Genomic DNA, 26,551 nt, shown 5'->3' on the forward strand with positions numbered 1-26,551 from the left:
TTCTCTTGAATATTCCTAAAAGACTGTTTTTACATGCACCGAATGTTCATGTCGGAGGGGGCCTGAATTTATTGCAGGCATTCTATGACGCGGCGGAGTCGAGTATCGATTTCGAGCAACTGGATGCTCGAGCGCAGGCCAGCCTGAAGTCGGGCCGTGCTGAACGGCATTGGGTACGTCCGACGTTGTTTTCCCGGCTGGCCTCTGAGTTGCGTCTACGTAACCGCGTGAAAGCGGGCGATGTAGTCTTGTGCTTTCATGGACTGGTGCCTTTGTTTCCTTTGAAGGGGCAGGTTACGGTCTTCCTGCAAAACAGGATCCTGCTCTCGTCAGACAGCCTTAAATCCTATCCATTGAAAACCAGAGTTCGGCTCTGGGGCGAGCGGTTTATGCTGAGTTCGTTCTCCGGGCGCATAGATAAATTTGTGGTACAGACACCGTCCATGGCGGAGCAGGTTCGCGGGTTTCTGGGAGAGGAAACTCCTGTGGTTGTTTGCCCGTTTATGCTTGCGGATGTTGACAGGGCAGAAACGCATGCTGAAAAAATCTACGATTTTGTTTATGTGGCCAGTGCGGAACCTCATAAAAATCATCAGAAATTGCTCGCCGCGTGGTGCCTGCTCGCAGAGCAGGGACTGCGCCCGAGCCTGGTGTTGACCGTGCCAACTGATACTCCTTTGTCTATTCAGATAGAGGAGCTAAAGAGGGCGTGGGGCTTGAATGTTTTCAATCTTGGTCAACTAAGTCCTGGTGAAGTAGGCGCGTTGTACGATCAATCAAAGGCATTGATTTATCCTTCAATCACAGAGTCTCTGGGATTGCCATTGATCGAGGCCAACTTGCGCCAATTGCCGATCATCGCCGCCGAGTTGGATTATGTGCGGGATATCGTCGAGCCAGCACAAACTTTCGATCCTGCCTCGCGTACGTCTATTGCCCGTGCCGTAAAGCGCCATCTCGAATCTGACGAGCCTATACAGGTGATACACGGGCCCGTAGTGTTTCTCAAGGAAATAATGCGATGAAGGTTCTGGTATGGACGCAATATTTTTGGCCAGAAAACTTCCATATAAATGAGGTGGTAGCGGAATTGGTAAGCCAAGGGGCCGAGGTCACTGTGCTTACCGGGAAGCCCAACTACCCCGAAGGCCAGATATTTTCGGGATATCGTTCTCTGGGTTGCCAGACTGAGGACTACAAGGGGGCGAAAGTCATTCGCTTGCCTCTCTATCCACGCGGGAAGAACTCTGTCAAAGGGTTGATGCTTAATTATCTGTCTTTTATTTTTTCAGGCTATTTAGTGGGTCCTTGGGTATTGCGTGGGCAAAAGTTTGACGTTGTATTTGTTTATGCGCCTTCTCCTTTGTTGCAGGCATTGCCTGCAATCTACGTGTCATGGCTCAAACGTGCTCGTCTGGCGCTCTGGGTACAGGACATCTGGCCCGAATCGTTGAAGGCAACCGGCTTCATTAAAAACAGCAAAGTCCTAAAATTTATCGAATATATTGTACGTTACATTTATCGATATTCTGATTCGATACTAATTCAGTCAGAGGGTTTTCGTGACTCTATTCAGGCTCTGTGTCGTGATTGGTCAAAGATAGAGTTCTTCCCTAACTCCGCGTTAGAGTCCGTTGTGGAAAAGGTGCCAGATAGTTTTGATATTACTCGTCTCTCTGGTTATTTTTCTGTTGTGTTTGCCGGCAATATTGGGGTGGCACAATCGTGTCGCACGATTGTCGAGGCAGCTAAAATTCTGCGGGGACACACCAATATCCATTTCTTTTTAGTTGGAAGCGGCAGTATGGAGATGTCTATTGCCGAGATGATCCATGAAGAGAAACTGGATAACGTTGAACTGACAGGTCGCGTTTCTCCTGAGGAGATATCAAGTATTTATGCCGCCTCTTCTGTCCTATTGCTAACCCTGAGAGATGATCCGATTTTCTCCCGGACGGTTCCCAGCAAATTTCAAAGCTATTTGGCCGCTGGCAAACCTATTATTGCCAGTTGCAATGGACAGACTGCGTTGATGTTGGCACAGGCTGATGCCGGACTGAGTTGCACCGCTCAAGATCCGGAGGCACTGGCTCAAGCAGTCTTGACATTGTATGGCACTGATCAGCGGCGTTTGACAGAAATGGGCGAACACGGACGCGAGTTTTTCTTGAATTACTTTTATCTTCCAGGCCGGATTGCCCAATTGATCGGTCACTTCAACGAGCTATCGGCACACAATCCTCGATAAGCTTCGATACGACGTAAATGGGCCTTTTGGCAGCGGAATGTCCGATGCTCCGATCTGTTGTCGTAATATACCTGTGAGGGTGATCCTTACCTACGTAGAATTCTTCTACCGGTTCACGCAAGGGAGTAGGGCAGATTGGAACAAGGTTTTATGGATAGAGTACGCATGTTTTTGCTGGCGTTGCCGCGACGACAAAAGCGGTTGATCCAGGTGGTAACGGACGTCGTTCTCGTCTGGGTTGCGCTGTGGATGGCATTCATTGTGCGTTTAGGGATTGACGAAATGATCAATCCTTTCAAAGTCCATGTCTGGCTGTTCATCTGTGCTCCGATCATTGCGATCCCCCTGTTTGTCCGATTTGGCATGTACCGGGCGGTGATGCGGTATTTTGGCAATGATGCTCTGGTCGCCATTATCAAGGCGGTCAGCCTCTCATCATTGATCCTTGCGCTGGTGGTTTACTGGTATAGCAACCATGAAGCCGTGGTTCCTCGTTCGATCATTTTTAACTATTGGTGGCTTAGCTTGGTCATCATCGGTGGCTTGCGCCTGTGCATGCGCCAGTACTTCATGGGTGATTGGTTTAACGCTGCCCAGCACGTCCCTTTTACCAACCGCGATGACGGGCTGACCAAAGTGGCGATCTATGGCGCGGGTGTTGCTGGCAACCAGTTAGTGGCGGCCTTGAGGATGGGGCGCGCGATGCGTCCTGTCGCCTTTATCGATGATGATTCCAGCATTGCCGATCGCTCCATTTCTGGATTGCAGGTCTACAAGCCCAAGAATATTCAGCAGATGATCGATGTAACCGGTGCACAGGAAATTCTCCTCGCGTTGCCATCTTCCACTCGTGCGCGGCGTAGGGAAATTCTCAATCTGCTGGAAGGCTTTCCTTTACACGTGCGTAGCGTGCCCAATTTCACCGATCTCGCAAGTGGGCGGGTCAAAGTAGAGGATATTCAGGAGGTCGATATTGCCGATCTGCTTGGCCGCGATGCGGTACCGCCGCAATACGACCTTCTGGAACGGTGCATCAATGGTAAGACTGTAATGGTGACCGGTGCTGGGGGCTCGATAGGCTCTGAATTGTGTCGACAAATATTTTCGTTGAACCCCTCCACACTTATTTTATTTGAGCATAGTGAGTTTAACCTCTACAACATTCTTTCTGAGCTTGAGCAACGTGGACTTCGTGAGTCAATAAGTGTTCGCTTATTGCCGATACTGGGTTCCATCCGGCAGGCAGACAAGTTGCAGGATGTGATGAGGACCTGGAAAGTTGAAACTGTTTACCACGCCGCTGCTTATAAACATGTGCCAATGGTGGAACATAATATTGCTGAAGGCGTCTTGAATAACGTCATCGGAACATTGAATACCGCTCAAGCTGCCCTTAAATGTTGTGTCGCCAATTTTGTATTGATTTCCACCGACAAAGCGGTGCGTCCAACCAACGTCATGGGTAGCACCAAACGATTGGCCGAACTGACATTGCAGGCTCTGAGTCGCGAAATTGCTCCAGTGTTGTTTGGCGACAAGGCTAATGTATCTCGAGTGAATAAAACCCGTTTTACCATGGTACGTTTTGGTAATGTTCTGGGGTCTTCCGGATCCGTTATTCCGCTTTTTCACAAGCAGATCAGATCTGGCGGTCCGCTGACAGTCACGCATCCGAAAATTACCCGCTATTTCATGACGATTCCCGAAGCTGCACAACTAGTAATCCAAGCAGGCTCCATGGGGCAGGGCGGGGATGTATTCGTACTGGACATGGGTGAACCGGTAAAGATTATCGAGTTGGCAGAGAAGATGATTCATCTTTCAGGCTTAAGCATTCGGTCGGAGAGAAACCCTCAAGGGGACATATCCATAGAGTTCACTGGACTGCGTCCAGGCGAGAAACTCTACGAAGAGCTTTTGATCGGCGACAACGTGGCGGCAACTCAGCATCCAATGATTATGAGTGCCAACGAGGATCACTTGCCTTGGGATGTGCTCAAGGGGCGCCTGACGAACTTGATGAAAGCAGTTGAAAGTGATGATTACGCGCTCGTCCGCCAACTCCTGCGCGAAACGGTCAGCGGCTACACTCCTGACGGTGAAATCGTCGATTGGATCTACCAGCAACGTCGCCTCGAACCCTAATTGTTTCACATTTCGCAACAGACACGCTTTTGACAGGCTCCAGACACCGCCTAAGTTTGAGAGGCAGCTTCGGAAAAGCTGCTTCCTCAATCGATGTCATGGAGCTTCAATTATGCGTAATGGCTTTCTCTCTTCTTTGGTTTTTGCCTTTCTCACAACAGCGTCAATGGCCTCCAATGGGGCGCCTGTGGCCAAGCCAGAAACTGGCAACGCTCCTCAGATGCAAGAAGTTTCTCCTAAGGTTGTGACCGACAAGATCGATCTCAATACCGCAGACGGACCAACTCTACAGCGCGAGTTGTCCGGCATAGGCGAAGCCAAGGCCAATGCAATTGTTGCGTACCGAGATATGAATGGACCCTTCGCATCGGTCGACGAATTGCTGGAAGTGAAAGGCATTGGCAAAGCGATCTTGGATCGTAATCGCGAGAAACTGGAAGTGAACTAAGATCATTATTCAACACCAAGGGGCCGGTCATTGACCGGCCTTTTTCCATTCTGGCGCACGCTCGGCACAGTTGCCTTTTGTCGGTATCAATAAAATTACGGCTATCATATGTTGGTTAAATTATGCCTATAATCAATTTGCTTCCGCCAAAGCGTTCTGAGATCCAGGCGCTGGGCGTTTCTTCGAGCATCCTTCCAGGAGCACAGCCATGAATTCTGTTCAGTCCCAAGGTACGGCCCTCGTCACTGGTGCTTCTTCCGGAATCGGTGCGGTTTACGCGCAACGCTTGGCGGCACGTGGTTTTGATCTCTTGCTGGTAGCTCGCGATCAGCAGCGGCTGGACGAAGCGGCGAGCCAACTGCGAACCGAATACGGTGTACAGGTCGAGGTGCTGAAGGCGGATCTGACGCAAAAGGATGACGTACTCAAACTCGAGCAGCGCCTGCGCGGCGATTCGAGTATCAGCCTGTTGCTCAATAATGCCGGTGTAGCGGCCGATGGCCTGTTGGCCAATGCCGATACCGACCAGCTCGAGCAAATGATTCAGTTGAATGTTACTGCGGTCACTCGTTTGGCGTCGGCGGCAGCGGCGGGATTTGCCAAGGCTGGCCGGGGCACGATCATCAACATCGCATCGGTGGTGGCGTTGTTCCCTGAGCGCTTCAACGCAACCTACAGCGCTAGCAAGGCATATGTTCTCAGTCTCACCCAATCACTGAATGCCGAGCTCCAGGGCACTGGCGTCAAGGTCCAGGCTGTGTTGCCGGGCGTAACACGTACCGAAATCTGGGAGCGCTCGGGTATCGACGCTTCGCAAATTCCTGCGGACATGGTCATGGAAACAGGTGAGATGGTCGACGCGGCGTTATCGGGTCTGGATCAAGGCGAGTTGGTCACCATCCCGTCGCTGCCGGATGCTGCCGATTGGAATGCATTCGTTGCGGCTCGTCATGTAATGGCGCCGAACCTTTCCAAAAGCAAAGCCGCCGCGCGCTACAAATGAAGCGAAAGAATCGGCAAGGGGTAATGCTGTATGAATGATCGTCGAGTGGTTGTAACAGGCATAGGCCTGGTGTCCCCGTTGGGTAGTGGTGTGGAAGCGGTGTGGGCACGCTTGTTGGCCGGGCGTTCCGGTATTAGAAACCTGCCGGACGCAGTAGTGGCCGACCTACCGGCCAGAGTCGGTGGTTCGGTGCCAACTTTGACAGACGATCCCGAAGCGGGGTTCGACCCGGACCGCGCCACACCACCCAAAGAACAAAAGAAGATGGACCGCTTCATCCTGTTCGCCATGGAAGCGGCCCGTCAGGCGCTGGAGCAGGCTGGCTGGCAAGCGCAGACCACTGAAACCCAGGAGCGCACAGCGACCATCATCGGTTCCGGCGTGGGTGGTTTCGGTGCGATTGCCGATGCGGTGCGTACTACCGACACCCGTGGACCACGGCGTTTGTCGCCATTCACCATCCCATCCTTTCTGGTGAATCTGGCGGCGGGGCACGTGTCGATCCAGCATGGTTTCAAGGGCCCGTTGGGAGCACCGGTGACGGCGTGTGCCGCCGGGGTCCAGGCGATTGGCGATGCGGCGCGGCTGATTCGCGCCGGTGAGGCGGACATCGCAGTGTGTGGCGGCGCGGAAGCGGCAATCGATCGTGTCAGTCTTGCCGGCTTCGCTGCAGCAAGAGCCTTGTCCAGCGCTTACAACGAGACACCGGAGCGCGCTTCGCGCCCCTTTGACAGTGGTCGGGATGGCTTTGTCATGGGGGAGGGCTCGGGCCTGTTGGTGATCGAGTCACTGGAACATGCCCTGGCTCGTGGCGCCACGCCCCTGGCAGAACTGGTCGGTTACGGCACCAGTGCCGACGCTTATCACCTGACCGCAGGCCCCGAGGATGGCAGCGGAGCGCGCCGGTCGATGTCGCTGGCTTTGGCTCAGGCGGGTGTTTCGCCGCAACAGGTTCAACATCTCAATGCCCACGCGACCTCGACGCCCGTCGGTGATCTGGGAGAGCTGGCGGCGATCAAGTCGCTGTTTGGTTCGAACAACTCAATCACAGTGACATCAACCAAATCGGCCACCGGTCATCTGCTCGGTGCGGCAGGGGGGATCGAAGCGATTTTCACACTGTTGGCGATCCGTGATCAGATCGTTCCAGCAACGCTTAACTTTGACAATCCGGACCCCGCTACCGAAGGGGTGGACATCGTTCACGGTCAAGCCAGGCCTATGGTCATCGAATACGCGTTATCCAATGGCTTCGGTTTCGGTGGGGTCAATGCCAGCGTTCTGTTCAAACGCTGGCAGGGTTAATCCAAGTCTTTTTTAAGATGTTCGCGTGTGACGTCGAGTATGCGTTGGGCAAATTCAGCGTCGGCAACGCTGCGTGACAGAAGCACTGCGCCGGCCAGTGCAGCCATGATGACGATGCTGCGCTCGCCGGCGTTTTCGCCTTCAAGAGTACTTTCGATCTGATCGAGTCTCGCCTTGAGTACAGCGTCGCTGGTTGGGCTCGGTTGGCCACGAAGGCCCAGTTCGGAGGAAATGGTCAACAGTGGGCAGCCCTCGTGAGGCGAAGTCTGGTGCCACTCGGAAAGATAAGTATCGATGAACGCTTCGAGGGGATGTTCCTCGGCGAAGATTTGCGCACACAAGCCGTCGACCTGATCACAAGCAGCCTGCAGCGCCTTTTCCACCAATTCGTCCTTGGATTTGAAGTGCGAATAAAAGCCACCGTGAGTCAAGCCCAGTGCTTTCATCAAGGGTTGCAGGCCGGTCGCGCCGATGCCGTCACGGCGAAAACGCGCCGAAGCTTCCTTGATGATGCGTTGGTGGGTCTGGGCTTTGTGGTCCTGCGAGTAACGCATCTGAATTCTCCAGCATCAATGCGCCATATTAACCAATGAAAATTGGATGGTGACTGTACTTCTACTTCTAAAAAGCACACAGATGCGTCGAATTTGTATGAAACGGCCGGATTAGTGGCGCGAATAGTGAGTACCCATTGCTTGGCGATTGTTGAGCAGTTCCCTGATGGAAAACGATCTGGTGGCTGTTTGCAACGCTTCACTTAATACCATTCCTGAAGCCTTGCACCGTCTCGGGCACGAGGGCCTGACCCGCGCAGTGCTACCCCACGGTCTGACCGAGCTTGATGTGTACGTAACTGCTGAAGGATGCACAGGATCGTTAGCGGCTCAACGATCCTTTGCATCCTTCGCATCCGCTTCGGCATTGCGCTCGGCCACGCGTCGGCGTTGTTCATCCGTCAACTCGACCTTGTTGGCGGTGTCCCGCAGCATCATCAATCCGCCAACGATCGAGCCGATTGCAACGATCAGTATCAACCAGGCATACCAAGGCATGGGACTCTCCTCAAGGACAGGCCGAGTGGCGGGGTCGCCAGTCGTACTTGCATACAGTATGGAGCGATTTGAGTTCACAGTGGTTCCATCCCGGGCCTTGTCACACTTACTCCATACATAAACCGGTGCTCTGACCCCTGATGAAAATTCTCATGGAAACGAGTCAGAGGCTTCACCTGCCAATTTGGCAAGGTACGCGCCATACCCTGTCTTGCCGAAGAGTCGGGCGCGCTCCAGTAGATGTTCGCGGCTGATCCATTGGTTGTCGTAGGCAATTTCCTCAAGGCACGCGACCTTCAAACCCTGACGGTGTTCGATGGTCTGAACATACTGAGAGGCTTCGAGCAGGCTGTCGTGGGTGCCGGTGTCGAGCCAGGCGAATCCGCGTCCGAAACGTTCGACGTGCAGATCACCACGTTTGAGATAGGCATTGCTGATGTCGGTGATTTCCAGCTCGCCGCGATGGGAAGGCTTCACGGTCCTGGCGATCTCAACCACATCGTTATCATAGAAATACAGACCCGTGACGGCATAGTTGGACTTAGGCTTTTCCGGTTTTTCTTCAATCGAGAGGGCACAGCCCTCGCTATCGAAATCAATTACGCCGAAGCGCTCAGGGTCTTTGACCCAATAGCCGAACACGGTTGCGCCGGCAGCGCGTTTTGCGGCATTGCGTAACTGTTCGCCGAAGTGTTGTCCATGGAAGATGTTGTCGCCAAGGATCAGGCATACGGAGTCATTACCAATGAAGGTTTCACCAATCAGCAGCGCTTGGGCAATGCCGTCAGGCGATGGCTGTTCGGCATAGCTGAAGTTCACTCCAAACTGATGCCCGTCACCCAGCAGGCTGCGATATTGCGGCAGATCTCGCGGTGTGGAGATCAGCAGTATGTCTCTGATGCCCGCCAGCATCAGGACTGAAATCGGGTAATAGATCATCGGCTTGTCATAGATCGGCAGCAGCTGTTTGGACACGCCGAGCGTGATCGGATGCAGACGTGTGCCCGTGCCGCCAGCCAAAACAATACCTTTCATGCGAGTAACTCCGAAGAATGGAGGGTGCCAGGTCGTGTCCTGGCCGGTCATGAACGAAGGTGGATAGCTTGTTGGCAAGACGGCAATGGTGCAATGAATTATTGATCTGCATTGGGTCTTTCCCGCTCCTGTAACCCCGCCATAAACCCACTCTTTACGTTTTCTTTATACCCCGCCATCCCCCTCGATCTCGCGCCTTTACGCCCTCCCTTCCGACAATAACCCCCACAAGCGGCAATCAGCCGTAACACGGAGATCTTCCATGAGCGTTCTGGACGGAGTGTCGCTGCTGTTGGCAGTGGGGCTGTTCATTTATCTGTTGGTTGCGCTGTTGCGCGCGGACCGGAACTAGGAGCGGCTATGCACAGTTATGACTATTGGCTGATCCTCGCGTTTTTCGCGGTGGTATTGGTCCCGGCGCCGTTTCTCGGGCGCTTCTATTACAAGGTGATGGAAGGGCAGCGCACCTGGCTGACGCCGATTCTCGGTCCGGTGGAGCGTGGCTGTTACCGCCTGGCCGGTGTCGATCCGCAGGCCGAACAGAGCTGGCAGAAGTACACCCTGGCCTTACTTGTTTTCAACCTCGCGGGCTTCCTGCTGCTGTTCGCGATCCTGTTGTTCCAGGACCACTTGCCACTGAACCCGCAAAACCTGCCGGGGCAGGAATGGACATTGGCGTTCAACACCGCCGTCAGTTTCATGACCAACACCAACTGGCAGGCCTACAGCGGCGAGGCATCACTGAGCTATCTGAGCCAGATGGTCGGCCTCACGGTGCAGAACTTCGTCAGCGCGGCCACCGGCCTCGCGGTGCTGGTGGCGTTGTGCCGTGGTATCGGTCGCAAGTCCACTCAATCACTGGGCAATTTCTGGGTCGACATGACCCGCGCCACCCTCTACGGCCTGTTGCCGATGTGCCTGCTGCTGGCGCTGTACCTGGTCTGGCAGGGCGTGCCGCAGACCTTCGCACAGTACGTGAACGCGGTGACCGTGCAGGGCGTCGATCAGGTGATCCCGCTGGGCCCGGCCGCCAGTCAGATTGCGATCAAGCAACTGGGCACCAACGGTGGTGGATTCTTCGGTGTCAACTCGGCGCACCCGTTCGAGAACCCGACCGCCTGGGCCAATCTGTTCGAGCTGGCGTCGATCATCCTGATTCCCGTTGCGCTGGTGTTCACCTTCGGCCACTACGTCAAAGACCTGCGTCAGAGCCGCGCGATCATCGCCTGCATGCTGGCCTTGTTCCTGATTGGCGGCGCGACCTCGCTGTGGGCCGAATATCAGCCGAACCCGGCCCTGAACAACGTCGCCGTCGAGCAGACCGCGCCGCTGGAAGGCAAGGAAGCCCGGTTCGGCACCACCGCCACTGTGCTGTGGTCGGTGACCACCACCGCGGCATCGAACGGCTCGGTCAACGGCATGCACGACAGCCTCAACCCGCTCAGCGGCATGGTGGCGCTGGTCAACATGATGATCGGCGAAGTGATCTTCGGCGGCGTCGGCGCCGGGCTCTACGGCATGCTGCTCAACGTGCTGATCGCGGTGTTCCTCGCCGGCCTGATGATCGGGCGTACCCCGGAATACCTCGGGAAGAAGCTGCAGGCCAAAGAAGTGCAGTTGCTGGTGGTGACCTTGATGGTCATGCCGATTGGCGTGCTGGTGCTGGGTGCGATTGCCGCGAGCCTGCCAGGCCCCGTGGCGTCGGTGAGCAACCCCGGTGCCCACGGTTTCAGCCAGTTGCTTTATGCATACACCTCGGCCAGCGCCAACAACGGTTCGGCGTTCGGCGGCTTCAGCGCCAACACACCGTTCCACAACCTGATGCTGGGCCTTGGCATGTTGATCGGTCGATTCGGTTACATCCTTCCGGTACTGGCCCTGGCCGGCAGCCTGGCGATGAAGAAAACCGCGCCGATCGGCCAGAACAGCTTCCCGACCCATGGCCCGCTGTTCGTGACATTGCTGACCGTGACCATTTTGCTGGTGGGCGGCCTGACCTTCTTGCCGACCCTGGCGTTGGGCCCGATTGCCGAACACTTGAGCATGGGCTTCTGAGGACTATTTGATGAATATGCCCGTAGTTAAGCCGGTTACCGTTAAGGCGCCGGAACAACCCAAAACCGCAATCTCGGCCCTATGGCGCCCGGCGCTGCTGCAAGCCTTCGTCAAGCTCGACCCACGGCAATTGCAGCGCGCGCCGGTGATGCTGGTGGTCGAACTGACCGCGATCCTCACCACCGTGCTGTGCTTCGTCCCGGACACAGCAGTACCCACCTTCGTCGCCGCGCAGATCGCCGTGTGGCTGTGGTTCACCGTGCTGTTCGCCAACTTCGCCGAGGCTCTGGCCGAAGGTCGCGGCAAGGCCCGCGCCGACAGCCTCAAGGCCGGCAGCGAAGGCTTGAGCGCCCGCCGCAGGACCAACAACGGCACCTTTCAAGTGGTGCCGGCCAGCAGCCTGCGCAAGGGCGATGTGGTGCGCGTCGAGGCCGGGGAAATGATCCCCGGTGACGGCGAAGTGATCGAAGGCATCGCCGCGGTCAACGAAGCGGCGATCACCGGCGAATCGGCACCGGTGATCCGCGAGTCCGGCGGCGATCGCTCGGCCGTCACCGGCAACACCCGGCTGGTCTCCGACTGGCTGCTGGTGAAGATCACCGCCAACCCCGGCGAGTCGACACTGGATCGCATGATCGCCCTGGTCGAAGGCGCCAAGCGCCAGAAAACCCCGAACGAAGTGGCGCTCGACATCCTGCTGATCGGCCTGACCCTGATCTTCCTGCTGGTGGTCGTGACCCTGCAACCTTTCGCGCACTTCGCCAACGGCAGTTTGCCGCTGGTGTTCCTGGTGGCGTTATTGGTCACGCTGATCCCGACTACCATTGGTGGCTTGTTGTCCGCCATCGGCATCGCCGGGATGGATCGCCTGGTGCGCCTGAATGTGATCGCCAAGTCCGGTCGCGCCGTGGAAGCGGCGGGGGACGTGCACGTTCTGCTGCTGGACAAGACCGGCACCATCACCTTCGGCAACCGCCGTTGCGCAGCCGTGGTCGCGGCGCCCGGTGTGACCACCCGGGAGCTGGCTGAGGGCGCCTTGTTCGCTTCGTTGGCCGATGACACGGCGGAAGGTAAATCCATCGTCGAATACCTGCGCAACACGCAACCGCAGCCCGAGCCGGCCAGCGAACTGCTGACCGCCGTACCCTTCAGCGCCGAAACCCGGCTGTCGGGTGTCGACTATCAGGGCCGTGTGTATCGCAAGGGCGCCGTGGATTCGTTGCTGGCTTTTGTCGGCCTCAAACGTGCCGATCTGGCGCCGGCCCTGTCCCGTGAAATCGACAAGATCGCCCAGAGTGGCGGTACCCCGTTGCTGGTCTGCGCGGATGGCAAGTTGCTTGGTGCGATCCACCTCAAGGACGTGGTCAAGCCCGGTATCCGCGAGCGCTTTGCCGAACTGCGCAAACTGGGGATCCGCACGGTCATGGTGACCGGCGACAACCCGCTGACCGCCGCCGCCATCGCCGCCGAAGCCGGTGTGGATGACGTGCTGGCCGAGGCCACGCCGGAGAAAAAACTGGCGCGCATTCGCCACGAACAGAATGACGGTCGCCTGGTTGCCATGTGCGGCGACGGCGCCAACGACGCCCCGGCGCTGGCCCAGGCCGACGTTGGCATGGCGATGAACGACGGCACCCAGGCGGCGCGCGAGGCAGCCAACATGGTTGACCTCGACAGCGACCCGACCAAGCTCTTGGACGTGGTGCAGATCGGCAAGGAATTGCTGGTGACCCGTGGCGCGCTGACCACCTTTTCCATCGCCAACGACGTGGCCAAGTACTTCGCGATCCTGCCGGCGCTGTTTGCCGCGATCTATCCGCAACTGGGCGTACTCAACGTCATGCACCTGAGCAGTCCGCAGAGCGCGATTCTCTCGGCGATCGTGTTCAACGCCTTGATCATCGTCGTACTCATTCCACTGGCATTGCGTGGCGTGCGAGTGCAAGCGGCAAGTGCGGCGGCGTTGCTGCGACGCAATCTGCTGATCTATGGGCTGGGCGGGATCCTGGTGCCGTTCGTGGGGATCAAGGCCATCGACATGCTGTTGACGGCGTTGCATCTGGTTTGACCCACATTGCCACCTGTGGGAGCGAGCTTGCTCACGATGGTGGCTAACGATAACGCGCCCTTTCTGACTCAACGCGGCGTCTTCAATTCCATCGCGAGCAAGCTCGCTCCCACAGGTTTATTTGCGAATTCGAGGATTATGAAATGACCACAATGATACGCCCGGCCCTGAGCCTGCTTGTGCTGATGACCCTGATCACCGGCGTCGCCTATCCCCTGGTGGTGACCGGCGTGGCGCAAGTCGCGTTCCCGGATCAGGCCAATGGCAGCCTGGTTCGCGATGCCGAGGGCAAGGTTCGCGGCTCATCGCTGATTGCCCAGGACTTCGTCGGTGATGCCTGGTTTCACCCACGACCATCGGCCGGCGCCTTTGCCACGGTGTCGAGCAGTGCCAGCAACCTGTCGCCGAGCAACCCGGCCTTGGCCACCCGTGTGATCGACGATGCCAACAAACTGCTGGTGCCCGGTCAGGGGCCGGTGCCTCTGGCGCTGCTCACCACCTCTGGCAGTGGCCTCGACCCGCACTTGCCACCGGCGGCGATTGCCTATCAACTGGCGCGTGTCGCGGCGGCGCGTAACCTGCCGGTGTCGACCCTGCAGAACCTGCTGGATGCACACATCGAGCAGCCGTTGGTAGGGCCGCCGGTGGTGAATGTGCTTGAGTTGAATCTGGCGCTGGAAAAACTTCAGTAGACGATCGTTCCCACGCTCTGCGTGGGAATGCATCAATGGACGCTCCGCGTCCGCTTTGTTGGGACGCGGAGCGTCCCGGGCGGCATTCCCACGCAGAGCGTGGGAACGATCATTAGAGAGAACATAAAACATGAGCGACTCCGGCCGCGCCGACGCGCTGTTAGCCAATCTGCCCCGCGATGGCCGTGGCCGGCTCAAGGTATTCCTCGGCGCCGCGCCCGGCGTCGGCAAGACCTACGCCATGCTGCAAGCGGCTCACACCCAACTGCGTCAGGGCGTGAAACTCATCGCAGGCGTGGTCGAAACCCATGGCCGTGCCGAAACCGAAGCCTTGCTCGGTGGCTTGCCGCAGCAACCGCTGCTGCGCTCGGAATATCGTGGTGTGATGCTCGAAGAAATGGACCTCGACGGCTTGCTGGCCGCCAGGCCGACACTGGTGCTGGTGGACGAGTTGGCCCACAGCAATGCCCCCGGCAGCCGCCACGCCAAACGCTGGCAGGACATCCAGGAACTGCTGGCCGCCGGCATCGACGTGTACACCACCGTCAACGTCCAGCATCTGGAAAGTCTCAACGATCAGGTGCGCGGCATCACCGGTGTACAAGTCCGCGAGACCTTGCCGGACTGGGTGCTGCAAGAAGCCTACGAATTGCTGCTGATCGACTTGCCCCCACGGGAACTGCTGGAGCGCTTGCGCGATGGCAAGGTCTATGTGCCGGAGCAGGCGCGGGCGGCCATCGACGCCTACTTCTCCCAGACCAATCTCACCGCGTTGCGTGAGCTGGCGATGCAAACCGCGGCGGCGCAGGTCGATAACGATCTGGCCCAGGGTTATCGCCAGCTCGGTCAGGCGGCGCCCGCGGTGCGTGGTCGCTTGCTGGTCGGTGTCGATGGCGATGCCCAGGCCGAGCGTCTGGTGCGTCACGCCAGCCGCGTCGCGCAACGTCGGCATCTGCCCTGGAGTCTGGTGCATGTAGACAACGGCAGTGTGCGCGACGAGCAGTCGCGCCTGCGCCTGCAAAGTGCCCAGCAACTGGCCGAACGCCTGGGTGGTGAGGTGGTGTTGCTGCGGGCCGGCGAAGTGGCGAAAACCCTGATCCAGCATGCTGCTGAACGCCGTGCCACGCTGGTGCTGGTCGGTCAGTCCCGGCAGCGCCTGCGCCGTCGGCTGTTCGGTGGAGGCCTGGCGGCGCGTTTGTTGCGACAGGCGCGCGGGCTGGAGATCAACGTCATCGACAGTGACCATGAACAGGATCAGGCACGTCCGCGTCCGGTCCAGTCGCTGGAGTGGTTCGACTATGCCCTGGCCGTCGTGGCGACCGTGCTTGCCAGTGCCCTGGCCTGGGCGGTGGCAAGTATTCTGCCGTTGCCGAATATCTCGCTGGTGTTCCTCGCGGCCGTGCTTTTGGTCGCGGTGCGCAGCAGCCTGGGGCCTGCGCTGTTTTGCGCCGCGCTGTCGTTCCTGACCTACGACTTCCTGTTCATCCCACCGAATTTTTCCTTCCATATCCAGCGCGAAGAAGACGTGCTGACCTTGCTGTTCTTCCTGCTGATGGCCGCGCTGACCGGCAACCTGGCAGCGCGACAGCGCCGGCAATTGCAGGCCTTGCGCGACACCCAGGAGGAAACCACCGAACTGCTCGACCTGTCGCGCAAGCTCACGGCCGCCACCGACCGGCAGGCCGTGATCAACGCCGCTGCCCATCATCTGGAAGGCTGGAGCGATTTGCAGCTGTGCCTGCTCAATCGCGACGGTCAGAGTGGCTGGAAAGTCGAAACCGGTGGCCCGCTGGAGTTCACCGAAGCGGAGCGCGCCGCCGCCGATTGGGCCTGGCAACACGATCAACCGGCAGGCGCGGGCACCGGCACCTTGCCGTTCGGGCGTTGGTGGTGGTGGTCGTTGTCCATGGAAGACGGTCCGCTGGCACTGCTCGGCGTCTGCGCCAGGGAGGGGCAGACCTTGAGCGGCCAGCGTCGGCGCTTGTTGACCGCATTGAGTCAGCCGCTGGCCCAGGCGCTGGCCCGTGCTCAATTGGCCGATGACCTGGAGGCGGCACGGCTGCACGGCGAGACCGAGCAACTGCGCAGTGCCTTGCTGGCCTCGGTGTCCCACGATCTGCGCACGCCATTGACCTCCATGCGCGGCAGCATCGACAGCCTGCTGGCGCTGGGCGAGGCGATCCCGCTGGCGGATCGCCGTGAGTTGCTCGAAGGCACCCGCGATGAAGCCGAGCGCCTGGATCGCTACATCCAGAACCTGCTGGACATGACCCGCCTCGGCCACGGCGCGCTGAAACTGGCGCGGGACTGGGTCTCGCCGGCGGACATCGTCGGCAGTGCGCTGATTCGCCTGCGTGCGGTGCTGGCGCCGTTGCAGGTCAGCACCGAGGTGCCGGCGCAATTGCCGCTGCTGTTCGTCCATGCCGCGCTGATCGAGCAGGCGTTGATCAACGTGCTGGAAAATGCCGCGCGTTTCTCGCCGTCCCACGGACGTCTTCAAGTACGCGCCGGGACGGATGACACGGAGCTTTTTTTCTCGGTGAGCGATGAGGGCCCGGGGATACCCGAGGCGGACAGGGCGAAGATTTTCGACATGTTCTACACCGCTGCACGCGGTGATCGTGGCGGGCAGGGCACGGGGCTGGGGCTGGCGATCTGTCAGGGCATGGTGGGCGCCCATGGCGGGCGGATCAGTGTTGCCGATGGCATCGAAGGGCGCGGCACCTGCATCACCTTGCACCTTCCCTTGCAGGCTCAGCCTGCTTTTGAAAATTAGGAGCCGAAAGTGAAGCCTGATCGTGCTTGCGTTACTCTTTTGCCAACTTTCTTCCTTGATGGGAAACCATGAGCCAGACCGCGACCATTTTGGTCATCGATGACGAACCGCAAATCCGCAAGTTCCTGCGCATCAGCCTCGTTTCCCAGGGCTACAAAGTGCTGGAAGCCGGAACCGGCAGCGAAGGGCTGGCCCAGGCCGCGCTGAACAAGCCGGACCTGCTGGTGCTCGACCTCGGTCTGCCGGACATGGACGGCCAACAGGTGCTGAGTGAGTTTCGCCAATGGTCCAAAGTGCCGGTGCTGGTGCTCTCGGTGCGCGCCAGCGAAGGGCAGAAGGTGGAAGCGCTGGATGGCGGCGCCAATGACTACGTGACCAAACCCTTCGGTATCCAGGAATTCCTGGCGCGGATTCGTGCGTTGCTGCGCCAGGTACCGATCGGCGAGACCCAACAAGCGGCGCTGAACTTCGGCCCGCTGACGGTGGATCTGGCCTATCGCCGGGTGCTGCTCGACGGCAACGAAGTGGCGCTGACCCGCAAGGAGTACGCAGTGCTTGCGCAACTGGCTCGCCATCCGGGACGGGTCATCACCCAGCAACAACTGCTCAAGGACATCTGGGGGCCGACCCACACCGAGGACAGCCATTACCTGCGGATCGTGGTCGGGCATTTGCGGCAGAAGCTGGCGGATGATCCGACGCAGCCAAGGTTTATCGTGACCGAGGCGGGGGTGGGGTATCGGTTGTTGAGTGAGGGGTAGCCTTTGGATTTTGTGTTGAATGATCCGGCCTCATCGCGGGCAAGCCTTGCTCCTACAGATCTGTGTCGAAATCAATATTTATGAACGACGCATGCCTGTAGGAGCAAGGCTTGCCCGCGATGAGGCCCGTCAATTCACCCGAGAAACCTCAGGACTCCCGCTCATTCTCATACCGATCCAATGTATCCCGTGCAATCTCCCGTCCCAGCGCAATCAACTCCGGCGCCTTGTAAAACTCAAAAAACCGGCACACCCGTTTCGGTACGTTGATCAGGATGTCCGGCGGATACCCGGCAATCTTGTACTGCGCCAGCGAGGTCTGCATCACCTCGAAACTCTGGTTGATCAGGTCCAGCAACGACGCCGGCCCCACGTTGTCGATGATGAACGAGCCGGTGGCGGACTTCGGCGCGCCGTCACGCTCAGGGGCGGCGGCCGGTTGCTGCGCTTCGGGTTCGGCGGACTCGACCCAGGGATTGATCTCGGCCGCTTCGGCCATCAAGGCTTCTTTCTCCAGCCGCAGTAACTGCTCGGCCTGCTTGCGCCGGAACGGCATCTTCGAGCCGAGCGAACTGATCAGGCTGTCGAAACGGGTCTTGAACGCGGCAGGGCGCTGGATCACCGGCATCTGATAGTGACGCTGGTTGGTCGAGTTGAGGTTGACCGCAATGATCAGATCGCAGTGGCTCGACACCACCGGCACGATCGGCAGAGGGTTGAGAATGCCGCCGTCCACCAGCATGCGGTTGCCCTGCATCACCGGGGTAAACAGGCTGGGAATCGCCGCCGAGGCGCGCATGGCCTGGTGCAGGCAACCTTCCTGAAACCAGATTTCCTGCTGGTTGGTCAGGTCGGTGGCCACCGCCGTGTAGGGGATGCGCAAATCTTCGATATTGATCTCGCCGACGATCTTGCGGATCTGCCCGAACACCTTTTCCCCACGAATCGCACCGAGGCGAAAACTGACATCCACCAAACGCAGTACGTCGAGATAATCCAGGCTCTCGATCCACTCGCGATAATCATCGAGCTTGCCGGCGGCGTAGATCCCGCCGACCACTGCCCCCATGGAGCAACCGGCAATGCAGGCGATGTCGTAGCCGCGCCGTTCGATCTCCTGGATCACGCCAATGTGGGCATAACCCCGGGCTCCACCCGAGCCCAATACCAGTGCGACACGCTTTTTCATGAATCGCCCTCGTTTGAATGATTGAACAATGCACCCATCGAGGGGCGTGCTTCAATCGTTCAGGTCGCATGCGCAAGAGAGTGCGTCGTTTTTTCGACAGCTTATGGCGGCACTTGATTATTCTTGTCCGCGCTATAGTTTGCGCAGGCGACGGACGGCACTTTTACCGCGCCAGACCGTCCTACGTGCATGACTGTTTCCTTTACGTTGAGGTGTAAGTGATGAAAGCCTGGATCTGTGTGCCATTGATTGCCCTGGCACTGGCCGGTTGTGCCGGCAAAACCGCTTATCGCGACAGCTGCGGTAGCAACCTCGATGCCGCATGGCGTGAACTGGATCTGGCCAAGGCCGAGGGGTTCGCCGGAACCGTCAGCTATTCCAAGGCCCTGTCGCTGCTGACTGCGGCCAAGACGCAACAGCAATTCGAGGGTTATGAGGGCTGCACCAGCAAAGCCGAGAAGGCACGTTTTTATATTCGCGAATCCCGCGCGGGGCGTTAAAAACACTGCTAATCCTGTAGGAGCCAGCTTGCTGGCGATCGACCTTCAATGATCACCACGATCTTCAGGGTGCTATCGCAGGCAAGCCAGCTCCTTCAGCTTTGCAGTCGTTCAGGAGTCACCCCATGATTGACCGGTTGGTTGCCCGTGTCCTGGGCCTGGAAGTTCGTCTGCTGGCCTGTCAGGCGCGTTTGATTGCCCGCACTGACCCGGAAGCCCTGCACGACCTGCGCACCACGGTTCGGCGCTTGCGCAGCCTGTTGCGCCCGTTGCGCGGTGTGCCCGGTGTCGAACAACTTGAAGTGGCGGCGTCCGGCGTCGGTGAGCTGACCACGCCACTGCGTGATCGCGAGGTGCTGGCGGCCTGGCTGTTCGAACACGGTCAGCCGCAAGCTGCGCAATGGCGTATGGCGCAGATGGCCAAGGCCTATCCGGCGGTCGCGACGAGCGCCGAGCTGGGGCATTTGTTGATGATTCTCGAAGCCTTTCCACGCTTTTTACGTGCAGCCCAACGTCAGGGATTGCTCAAGGGCCTGGGCAAACGCATCAGCAAGCGCCTGGGCAAACAGTGGAAAAAGCTCGACGAATCCTTGCACGATCCCGCCCACGACCGTCATCGCCTGCGTCTGTTGATCAAGCGTGTGCGCTATGGCATCGAAGCCTATCCCGAGCTGGATCGCCTGCCGAAAGCTGCCGTGCCCAGGTTGAAGTCAGCCCAGGGCGCGCTGGGGGATTGGCATGATTGTCTGCAATGGCTGGCCAGGGCTGAGCAGGAGGCGGACCTGCAGCCCTGCGTTGCCATCTGGAAAACCGATATGGCCGAGGCTGAACAGCGCGCCGACCGGGTCCTCGACAAACTTGACCGGGCCTGTTTCAAATCCTGAATCCACCACCTGACCCTGTAGGAGCGAGCCTGCTCGCGATGGCGGCCGTACAGCCAACACTAGTGTTGAATGTCATGGCCCCATCGCGAGCAGGCTCGCTCCTACAGGGTTTTGTCTCTGGCGTGAACCAGCTGCGGCCCTTCTGCCGGTTAATTTGGCCGGAACAGGCGCTGTACACCCTTGGCCGTCTGGTTAAGATCCCTCCATTCTTTTAACGCCCATTGAGGTTTCCATGCGTTTTTCCGATCTGCTTGACGCTGTCCGCCGCCAGCCACTGGAACTGTCTATTCCCGCGGGATGGGCGCAAGGGCGCGCCAGCTTCGGTGGTCTGGTCGCTGCGCTGCAATACGAAGCCATGCGCGCGAAAGTGCCGGCGGATCGTCCGGTGCGGTCATTGGCGATTACCTTCGTCGGACCGGTCGAGCCAGAGGTGCCGGTCAGCTTTGAGGTCGATGTGCTGCGCGAGGGCAAGGCCGTCAGCCAGATCCTGGGCCGGGCCATGCAGAAAGGGCAGGTGGTGACCCTGATTCAGGGCAGCTTCGGCGCGTCACGCCCGTCGGAAGTCGCGGTGCAAGCCGTGCCGGCACCGGACATGAAGCATTGGGACGATTGCCAGGAATTACCCTTCGTTGAAGGCGTCATTCCGGAGTTCATGCGTCATCTGGCGATGCGCTGGAGCGTGGGCGGCCTGCCGTTCACCGGCAACACCTCGCGGCACATGGGCGGTTGGGTGCGCTTGCGGGGTGATGTGAAGGAGGAGCCGGTGAGTGAAGCGCACATTCTGGCTCTGGTGGATGCCTGGCCACCGGCGGTCATGCCGTTTCTGAAGAAGCCGGCCATGGGCAGCACGCTGACCTGGACCATCGAATTCGTTCAGCCGCTGCTGGACCTCAGCACGCTGTACTGGTGCAAATATCTGGTCGAAACCGAACACGCCGCCGATGGCTATGGCCATGCGGCGGCGAAGTTGTGGGACCCGGAAGGGCGGTTGATCGCCATGAGCCGGCAGACCGTGACGGTCTTTGCCTAATCAGCAGCCTGATCAGTGACGGCGGTGGCGCTCACGCCAGGCGCGCCACCAGCCACCACTGAGGAAAAATCGCGGAAAGGTCAGAAACTGTTCCACCAGCAAGCGCGACACCGCATCCTTGCGGTCACTGAACGGCTCGGAGGCCTGCGCTTCGAGGCTGTGACCGTGGCGTTGCAAACCCAGGGCCGCGAACACGCCGATGACGCCGATGGCGAAATTCGCCAGATTCAGGCCGAACACGCCGGAAACAATCAGCAGGAACGCCACGATGAACAGCGGCACGGCAATCAGGTGCAACACCAGATTGGTCGGGTGCTGATGGTTGTCCGGGTAGGCACGCCATTGCCAGGAGGGAAGGTTGGGGTGACGTTTGCCCATGATGCTGATCCTCAAGTCCATGTTGAACACATGCTTGAAGGATAGGCCCGGGCAATGCGGGCGGCGAATCAAGGTTGGCTATTGGTGCGATAGTGGCGATGGTCAATATTGATGTTGAATGGGTCGGCCCCTTCGCGAGCAGGCTCGCTCCCACAGGTCGATCACTATTCCCTGTGGGAGCGAGCTTGCTCGCGATGAGGCCTCACAGCTTGAGCTGACCTATTGCCTTGCTCAATTCCCCGGCCAACGCCGCCAACTCATTGCTGGTGGTCGCCGAACCCACTGTCTGCTGCACCGTGTTTTCGGTCACATCCCGGATGCTCACCACCGCCCGGTTCATTTCTTCCGCCACCTGGCTCTGCTGTTCGGCCGCCACTGCAATCTGCGTATTGCTCTCGCGCATCTGCGCCACCGCCCCGGTGATTTGTTCCAGCGCCGCACCGGCTTCCTGTGCCTGTTGCACACAGTCATCGGCCTTGAACGAGCTTTCCTGCATGAAGTCCACGGCGTCGCGGGTTCCCGCCTGCAAGGCCGAGACCATCACGGTGATTTCGTCAGTGGAACTCTGTACGCGCTTGGCCAGATTGCGCACTTCATCGGCGACCACCGCAAAACCGCGCCCCATTTCACCGGCCCGGGCCGCTTCAATCGCGGCGTTCAGTGCTAGCAGGTTGGTCTGTTCGGCGATGCTGTGAATCACATTGACCACGCCATTGATCTTCTGGCTGTCTTCGGCCAGCCGCTGAATCATCTCGGCGGTTTGCTGCACACCGGTGGACAGCCCGGCAATCGACTTCTGCACACGCAGGACCACGGCTTGTCCGCTGCCCGCCAGCGTGTCGGCCGATTGCGAGAGGTCACGGGTGGCACCAGCGTGTTGGGCGATGTGGTGGACGGTGGCGGTCATTTCATTGATCGCCGTGGCGGCTTGATCGGTTTCGCTCTGCTGACCGAGCATGCCGTGGCGTACTTCGTTCATGCTCGAGGCCAGCCGTGCGGCGCCGTCGTCCAGTTGGCGGGCGGTGCTGGCCACGGTGTTGACCACGCGCTGATAACCGGCCTGCATGGCATTGAAAGCATTGGCCATTTGTCCGACTTCGTCGCTGCATGCCAGCGGAACCCGGGCCGAGAGGTCACCGGTCCGTTCGACGTGAAGCATCACGTCCTTCAAGGTGTTGAGCTGGCTGAGCAGGAAACGGATCAACAGCTGCGAAGCGCCGAGCATCGCCAGCATCAGAATGAACACGGCGACCGCGTAATTGACAAAACGCTCGTCGAACACCTGGCTCAGGCTAACGCCCAGGGCAAGCACCGCGACCTGCTGATCGTCAGGCCGGGTGAAGACCTCGGCGCCCAGCAACAGGTTCTCTCCCAACAGCGGTGCGGCGTGTATCTCGATCCAGCCATGGGCATTACCCAGCTCCGGTCTGGGCTGGCCGTCAAATGTCGGCGTTTGTCCGCGACTGAACGTCAGCAGGTTGTCGGCTTTGGGCAGTGGTTGCCCGGCCGGCCAGGCACCGAGCAAACGCGCCTGGGCCTGGGCCGAAGCCTGGGCGGCGTGGTTGCGGGCATGTTGTTCGAGCTGCACGGCGTACAGCACCAGCAACAGCGTAGTAACGAAGGCGACGGCATTCACCGCCCAGAATTTGTATTTCAGCGAGATATTGCTAAGCCAGGCACCCATGGAGGTCTTCTCTGATAGCGGAAACAGTATTGGCAAGGTGCCATTATTGTGCCGCTACTCAGTTCATGGGGGCTTGATATGGATCAATGTGGGAGCGAGCCTGCTCGCGAATGCGGAACTTCAGCCAACATCTACATTGACTGGCATACCGCTTTCGCGAGCAGGCTCGCTCCCACAGGGGAGTGTGTTTAGACGGAGAGGGCAGGCAACCCGTAAAACCCCCGCGCACAGGCGGTGGTATGAGCAGCGAGATCTTCCTGGGTTTCACCCCGATGCAACGCCACTTCCCGCAGTACTTCCGTCAGATAAGCCGGCTCGTTGCGGCCATTCTTCGGCTTGGGACGCAAGCTACGCGGCAGCAGGTAGGGCGCATCGCTTTCGAGCATCAGCCGCCCGCGCTTGATCTCTTTCACCAGGGGATGCAGATGAGTCCCCCGGCGTTCATCGCAGATCCAGCCGGTAATGCCGATGTGCAGGTCCATGTCGAGGTAACTGAACAACGCCTTTTTTTCCCCGGTGAAGCAGTGCACCACCGCCGCCGGCAAGCGGTCGCGGTTGTCGCGCAGAATCTCCAGCAGACGCTGACTGGCCTCGCGTTCGTGCAGGAACACCGGCATCTGCAGCTCGACCGCCAGCGCCAGGTGTTCTTCGAGGACTTTTTCCTGCTGCGGGCGCGGTGAGAAATCGCGGTTGAAGTCCAGGCCGCATTCACCCACGGCGACCACGTTGGATTCCTTGAGGAGGCTGCGCAGCTGGCGGGCACTGTCGGCGTTCCAGTCGCTGGCGCAATGGGGGTGGATACCGGCGGTGGCGAACAGTCGTTGCGCGCTCTCGTCCAGTTGTCGACACAGCTCCAGTGCCTGCTCGCTGCCCTCGACACTGGTGCCGGTCAAGACCAATTGGCAGACGCCGGCCGCGTAAGCGCGGTCGAGTACCGCTTGATGCTTCTCGTCGAAACTGGAGTTGGTCAGGTTGACGCCGATATCGATGAGTTGCATGGTGCTACCTCGGACTCAAGGCCGCCAAGCATATCAGAGCTGTAGATTTATAAGAAAAGCCAAGAACTACAAGCAGTTATCGCTGTCTTTCAAGCCGTGCCCTTGAACCTCGCACAGGACAGGGTGGCCAGAGTGCCATCACTGTGCCAGTCTTTCGCACTTTGCCTGCGTACTTTGCCAGCGATCAATGCGCGCTATTTCTTCAATGGGGTCGCATGAACATTTCATGTGCCGACCCGAATTCTCGCCGGAGAGTGGATGATTCGTCCCTCGGTTTTGCTACTGCTGTGCTGTTCGCTGCTGCTGCCGATGTCGGCGGTTGCGCGCCTGCCTGGCCCACTGCAAGCCGTACCGGCGACCAAGGTCCGCGACCTGACGGACATCCGCAGCAGTCGTGTGCTGCGGGTGTTGGTCAACCAGAGCCGTAACAGCTCCGGCGAAGTCGAGGGCCAGTCCATCGGCGTCGAATACCACCGCTTGCGTGCGTTCGAGCAATACCTCAACGGCCATGCCCGCGACGGTGAGGAAGTCAGCCTCAAGATCATTCCCAAGGCCAAGGATCAACTGTTGGGGGCCTTGCAGCGCGGGGAGGGCGACCTGGTAGCGCCGGGTGAATTGCTCGATTTGCAGGCCGGTTACGCCGTCAGCACCAGCGAGCCGATTGCCCGCAACATCCCGTTGGTGCTGGTCGGCATCAAGGGGGAGCGCCGCTATACCCGCCTCGAGCAGCTGTCGGGCAAAACCCTGGCGCTGCCCACCGGCAGTGCCGCCGGGGATGCGGTCAGCCAGATCAATCAGAAACTCGCCCTGCACAAATTGCCGCCCGTCACGATCGAGTGGGTCGACCCAAGCCTGGCGGTCGAGGATGTGCTGGAGATGGTGCAGGGCGGGATCTTTCACCTGACCATCGTCGAGCAACCGATTGCCGAGCGCTGGGGCAAGATCCTGCCCAAATTGCGTATCGACCGGCAGGTACTGGTCAGCGAGCCGGGCGAGGAGTACTGGTTCGTACGCCGTGACGCATCGATGTTGCGCGCCAGCATCGACCGCTTCCTCACTGGCTATAAAAAACCATCGGACCAGGACGCCGCGTTCCTGCGCATCTATCGCCGCCTCTATCAAGTGCACTATCCGTTGGCCAAGGCTGACCGCCAGCGTCTGGAAAAGCTGCGGCCGGTCTTGCAGAAACATGCCGACGCCCAGGGCATGGACTGGCTGAACCTGGCGGCGCTGGCGTTCAAGGAGTCGGCTTTGCAGCCAACCGCCCGCGGCGGTGGCGGCCCTACCGGCCTGATGCAAATCACACCGTCCGCGGCCCAGCGGGTCGGGGTCAACAATATTCAGGACCTCGATGGCAATGTGCAGGCCGGGGCCAAGTACCTGGCGATGATCCGCCGCAAGTTCTTCGCCAGCCCCAAACTCAACGAACGCGAGCGCATGGCATTTGTGCTGGCGGCCTACAACATCGGGCCCGAGCGTGTGCAAGGCATGCGCGCCGAAGCGCGGCGGCGAGGGCTGAATCCCAATCAGTGGTTCTTCCAGGTCGAGCGCATCGCCATGGAGCAGGTGGGCATGGGACCTGTCAGCTATGTTAATAGCGTGAACAAGTATTACCTGGCGTTCGATCGTGAACGGGAGTCGTTGGAGCCTCAGGGGCAGAAGATCGCTCTGCGGAAATGATCGAATAAGTCGAATGGTTGTAGCGGTTTTTTGCGCTTTAACTATGGTTTTTTCCGATTAGTATGGCGGCCAACCAACATACACACCCCTAAGGAAGAAACAACATGAGCACACTGATCAACAAGGTCCTCTTCACCCGCGCTGGCTACGGCCTGACCGTTCTGCGAATTTTCGTCGGTATCATTTTCGCTGCCCACGGTTCGCAAAAACTCTTCGGCGCATTCGGTGGCTACGGCCTTACCGGGACTGCCCAATACATGGAAAGCCTGGGCCTGACGCCGGGCTACCTGATGGCGACGCTGGCGGGCGGCACCGAATTCTTCGCCGGTCTTGCTCTGATCATCGGCCTGCTGGTTCGCCCGGCGGCATTGGGCCTGACCTTCCTGTCGCTGGTGGCGATCTTCTCGGTGCACATCAGTAACGGACTGTTCATGGCCAACAACGGCTACGAATTCGCCCTGGCTCTGTTGGGTGGCAGCATCGCAGTGTTGATTGAAGGTGCAGGCAAACTGTCGGTGGATCGTGCCATCGCGGGTTGATCGATCCACTTGATCGAACGTTTTCGTCCATGGCGCCTCCAATCTTTAAATCCCTTGAAGATTCGAGGCACACCATGACGG

General features: G+C 59.0%; 24 protein-coding genes. 17 read left to right on the forward strand and 7 right to left on the reverse strand.

Features of this window, described 5'->3' with window-relative positions:
• The first annotated feature begins 5 nt into the window (after window positions 1–5).
• The 6 genes from DKY63_RS27960 (at window position 6) to fabF (ending at window position 7,149) form a co-directional block, all read left to right on the forward strand.
• Window positions 6–1,025, forward strand: a complete 1,020-nt coding sequence (locus tag DKY63_RS27960) for a glycosyltransferase (protein WP_162634930.1) — start codon at window positions 6–8, stop codon at window positions 1,023–1,025.
• Window positions 1,022–2,248, forward strand: coding sequence for a glycosyltransferase family 4 protein (locus tag DKY63_RS27965; protein WP_110967083.1), 1,227 nt, complete (start codon window positions 1,022–1,024; stop codon window positions 2,246–2,248). The genes DKY63_RS27960 and DKY63_RS27965 overlap by 4 nt, the downstream gene beginning before the upstream one ends.
• 150 nt (window positions 2,249–2,398) lie before the next feature.
• Window positions 2,399–4,393, forward strand: a complete 1,995-nt coding sequence (locus tag DKY63_RS27970; RefSeq protein WP_110967084.1) for a polysaccharide biosynthesis protein — start codon at window positions 2,399–2,401, stop codon at window positions 4,391–4,393.
• Between the two features lie 112 nt (window positions 4,394–4,505).
• Window positions 4,506–4,841 carry a ComEA family DNA-binding protein gene (locus DKY63_RS27975; protein WP_110967085.1) on the forward strand — a complete coding sequence of 112 codons (336 nt, stop codon included), beginning with the start codon at window positions 4,506–4,508 and terminating at the stop codon, window positions 4,839–4,841.
• A 208-nt stretch (window positions 4,842–5,049) separates the two neighbouring features.
• Window positions 5,050–5,844 (forward strand): SDR family NAD(P)-dependent oxidoreductase, encoded by a 795-nt coding sequence (locus DKY63_RS27980; RefSeq protein ID WP_110967086.1) that lies wholly within the window; start codon window positions 5,050–5,052, stop codon window positions 5,842–5,844.
• Window positions 5,845–5,874: 30 nt separating this feature from the next.
• Window positions 5,875–7,149 carry a beta-ketoacyl-ACP synthase II gene (fabF, locus tag DKY63_RS27985; protein WP_110967087.1) on the forward strand — a complete coding sequence of 425 codons (1,275 nt, stop codon included), beginning with the start codon at window positions 5,875–5,877 and terminating at the stop codon, window positions 7,147–7,149.
• On the opposite strand, the gene DKY63_RS27990 is transcribed toward fabF, so the two are convergent.
• From DKY63_RS27990 to rfbA, 3 genes are all read right to left on the reverse strand, one after another.
• Window positions 7,146–7,703, reverse strand: a complete 558-nt coding sequence (locus DKY63_RS27990) for a TetR/AcrR family transcriptional regulator (protein WP_110967088.1) — start codon at window positions 7,701–7,703, stop codon at window positions 7,146–7,148. The genes fabF and DKY63_RS27990 overlap by 4 nt on opposite strands.
• Window positions 7,704–8,033: 330 nt before the next feature.
• Window positions 8,034–8,201 carry a DUF2897 family protein gene (locus DKY63_RS27995; protein WP_110967089.1) on the reverse strand — a complete coding sequence of 56 codons (168 nt, stop codon included), beginning with the start codon at window positions 8,199–8,201 and terminating at the stop codon, window positions 8,034–8,036.
• Window positions 8,202–8,351: 150 nt separating this feature from the next.
• A complete protein-coding gene (rfbA, locus tag DKY63_RS28000) occupies window positions 8,352–9,236 on the reverse strand; it encodes a glucose-1-phosphate thymidylyltransferase RfbA (protein ID WP_110967090.1) in 885 nt (294 codons plus the stop codon).
• A 262-nt stretch (window positions 9,237–9,498) separates the two neighbouring features.
• Between rfbA and kdpF the strand changes: the two genes are divergently transcribed.
• The 6 genes from kdpF to DKY63_RS28030 all read left to right on the forward strand — a co-directional run bounded on the left by kdpF (window position 9,499) and on the right by DKY63_RS28030 (window position 17,588).
• Window positions 9,499–9,588 (forward strand): K(+)-transporting ATPase subunit F, encoded by a 90-nt coding sequence (gene kdpF / locus DKY63_RS28005; RefSeq protein WP_007899818.1) that lies wholly within the window; start codon window positions 9,499–9,501, stop codon window positions 9,586–9,588.
• 8 nt (window positions 9,589–9,596) lie between these two features.
• Window positions 9,597–11,291, forward strand: coding sequence for a potassium-transporting ATPase subunit KdpA (kdpA, locus tag DKY63_RS28010; protein ID WP_110967091.1), 1,695 nt, complete (start codon window positions 9,597–9,599; stop codon window positions 11,289–11,291).
• Window positions 11,292–11,301: 10 nt separating this feature from the next.
• A complete protein-coding gene (gene kdpB, locus DKY63_RS28015; RefSeq protein WP_110967092.1) occupies window positions 11,302–13,359 on the forward strand; it encodes a potassium-transporting ATPase subunit KdpB in 2,058 nt (685 codons plus the stop codon).
• A gap of 143 nt (window positions 13,360–13,502) precedes the next feature.
• Window positions 13,503–14,051, forward strand: a complete 549-nt coding sequence (gene kdpC / locus DKY63_RS28020; protein ID WP_110967093.1) for a potassium-transporting ATPase subunit KdpC — start codon at window positions 13,503–13,505, stop codon at window positions 14,049–14,051.
• 130 nt (window positions 14,052–14,181) lie between these two features.
• On the forward strand, window positions 14,182–16,827 hold the full coding sequence (locus DKY63_RS28025) for a sensor histidine kinase (protein WP_110967094.1): 2,646 nt from the start codon (window positions 14,182–14,184) through the stop codon (window positions 16,825–16,827).
• A 68-nt stretch (window positions 16,828–16,895) separates the two neighbouring features.
• Complete coding sequence (locus DKY63_RS28030; protein WP_110967095.1) at window positions 16,896–17,588, forward strand: response regulator; 693 nt, start codon at window positions 16,896–16,898, stop codon at window positions 17,586–17,588.
• Between the two features lie 148 nt (window positions 17,589–17,736).
• Here the strand turns inward: DKY63_RS28030 and DKY63_RS28035 are convergent, their stop codons facing one another.
• Complete coding sequence (locus DKY63_RS28035) at window positions 17,737–18,777, reverse strand: patatin-like phospholipase family protein (protein WP_110967096.1); 1,041 nt, start codon at window positions 18,775–18,777, stop codon at window positions 17,737–17,739.
• A gap of 221 nt (window positions 18,778–18,998) precedes the next feature.
• Between DKY63_RS28035 and DKY63_RS28040 the strand changes: the two genes are divergently transcribed.
• From DKY63_RS28040 to DKY63_RS28050, 3 genes are all read left to right on the forward strand, one after another.
• Window positions 18,999–19,277 carry a hypothetical protein gene (locus tag DKY63_RS28040; protein WP_110967097.1) on the forward strand — a complete coding sequence of 93 codons (279 nt, stop codon included), beginning with the start codon at window positions 18,999–19,001 and terminating at the stop codon, window positions 19,275–19,277.
• 125 nt (window positions 19,278–19,402) lie between these two features.
• On the forward strand, window positions 19,403–20,161 hold the full coding sequence (locus DKY63_RS28045; RefSeq protein ID WP_110967098.1) for a CHAD domain-containing protein: 759 nt from the start codon (window positions 19,403–19,405) through the stop codon (window positions 20,159–20,161).
• Window positions 20,162–20,393: 232 nt separating this feature from the next.
• Window positions 20,394–21,191, forward strand: a complete 798-nt coding sequence (locus tag DKY63_RS28050; protein ID WP_110967099.1) for an acyl-CoA thioesterase — start codon at window positions 20,394–20,396, stop codon at window positions 21,189–21,191.
• Between the two features lie 12 nt (window positions 21,192–21,203).
• Here DKY63_RS28050 and DKY63_RS28055 read toward each other — a convergent pair whose 3' ends face one another.
• The 3 genes from DKY63_RS28055 to DKY63_RS28065 all read right to left on the reverse strand — a co-directional run bounded on the left by DKY63_RS28055 (window position 21,204) and on the right by DKY63_RS28065 (window position 24,251).
• Complete coding sequence (locus DKY63_RS28055) at window positions 21,204–21,569, reverse strand: Mpo1-like protein (protein WP_110967997.1); 366 nt, start codon at window positions 21,567–21,569, stop codon at window positions 21,204–21,206.
• 202 nt (window positions 21,570–21,771) lie between these two features.
• Entirely contained in the window at window positions 21,772–23,253 is a 1,482-nt protein-coding gene (locus DKY63_RS28060) for a methyl-accepting chemotaxis protein (protein ID WP_110967100.1), read from the reverse strand.
• 188 nt (window positions 23,254–23,441) lie between these two features.
• Window positions 23,442–24,251 carry a TatD family hydrolase gene (locus DKY63_RS28065; RefSeq protein WP_110967101.1) on the reverse strand — a complete coding sequence of 270 codons (810 nt, stop codon included), beginning with the start codon at window positions 24,249–24,251 and terminating at the stop codon, window positions 23,442–23,444.
• Between the two features lie 258 nt (window positions 24,252–24,509).
• Between DKY63_RS28065 and DKY63_RS28070 the strand changes: the two genes are divergently transcribed.
• Window positions 24,510–25,931, forward strand: a complete 1,422-nt coding sequence (locus tag DKY63_RS28070; RefSeq protein WP_110967102.1) for a transglycosylase SLT domain-containing protein — start codon at window positions 24,510–24,512, stop codon at window positions 25,929–25,931.
• Window positions 25,932–26,035: 104 nt separating this feature from the next.
• On the forward strand, window positions 26,036–26,470 hold the full coding sequence (locus DKY63_RS28075) for a DoxX family protein (protein ID WP_110967103.1): 435 nt from the start codon (window positions 26,036–26,038) through the stop codon (window positions 26,468–26,470).
• Window positions 26,471–26,551 lie beyond the last annotated feature (81 nt).

This window comes from Pseudomonas putida, assembly GCF_003228315.1.
Lineage (GTDB): Bacteria > Pseudomonadota > Gammaproteobacteria > Pseudomonadales > Pseudomonadaceae > Aquipseudomonas > Aquipseudomonas putida_S.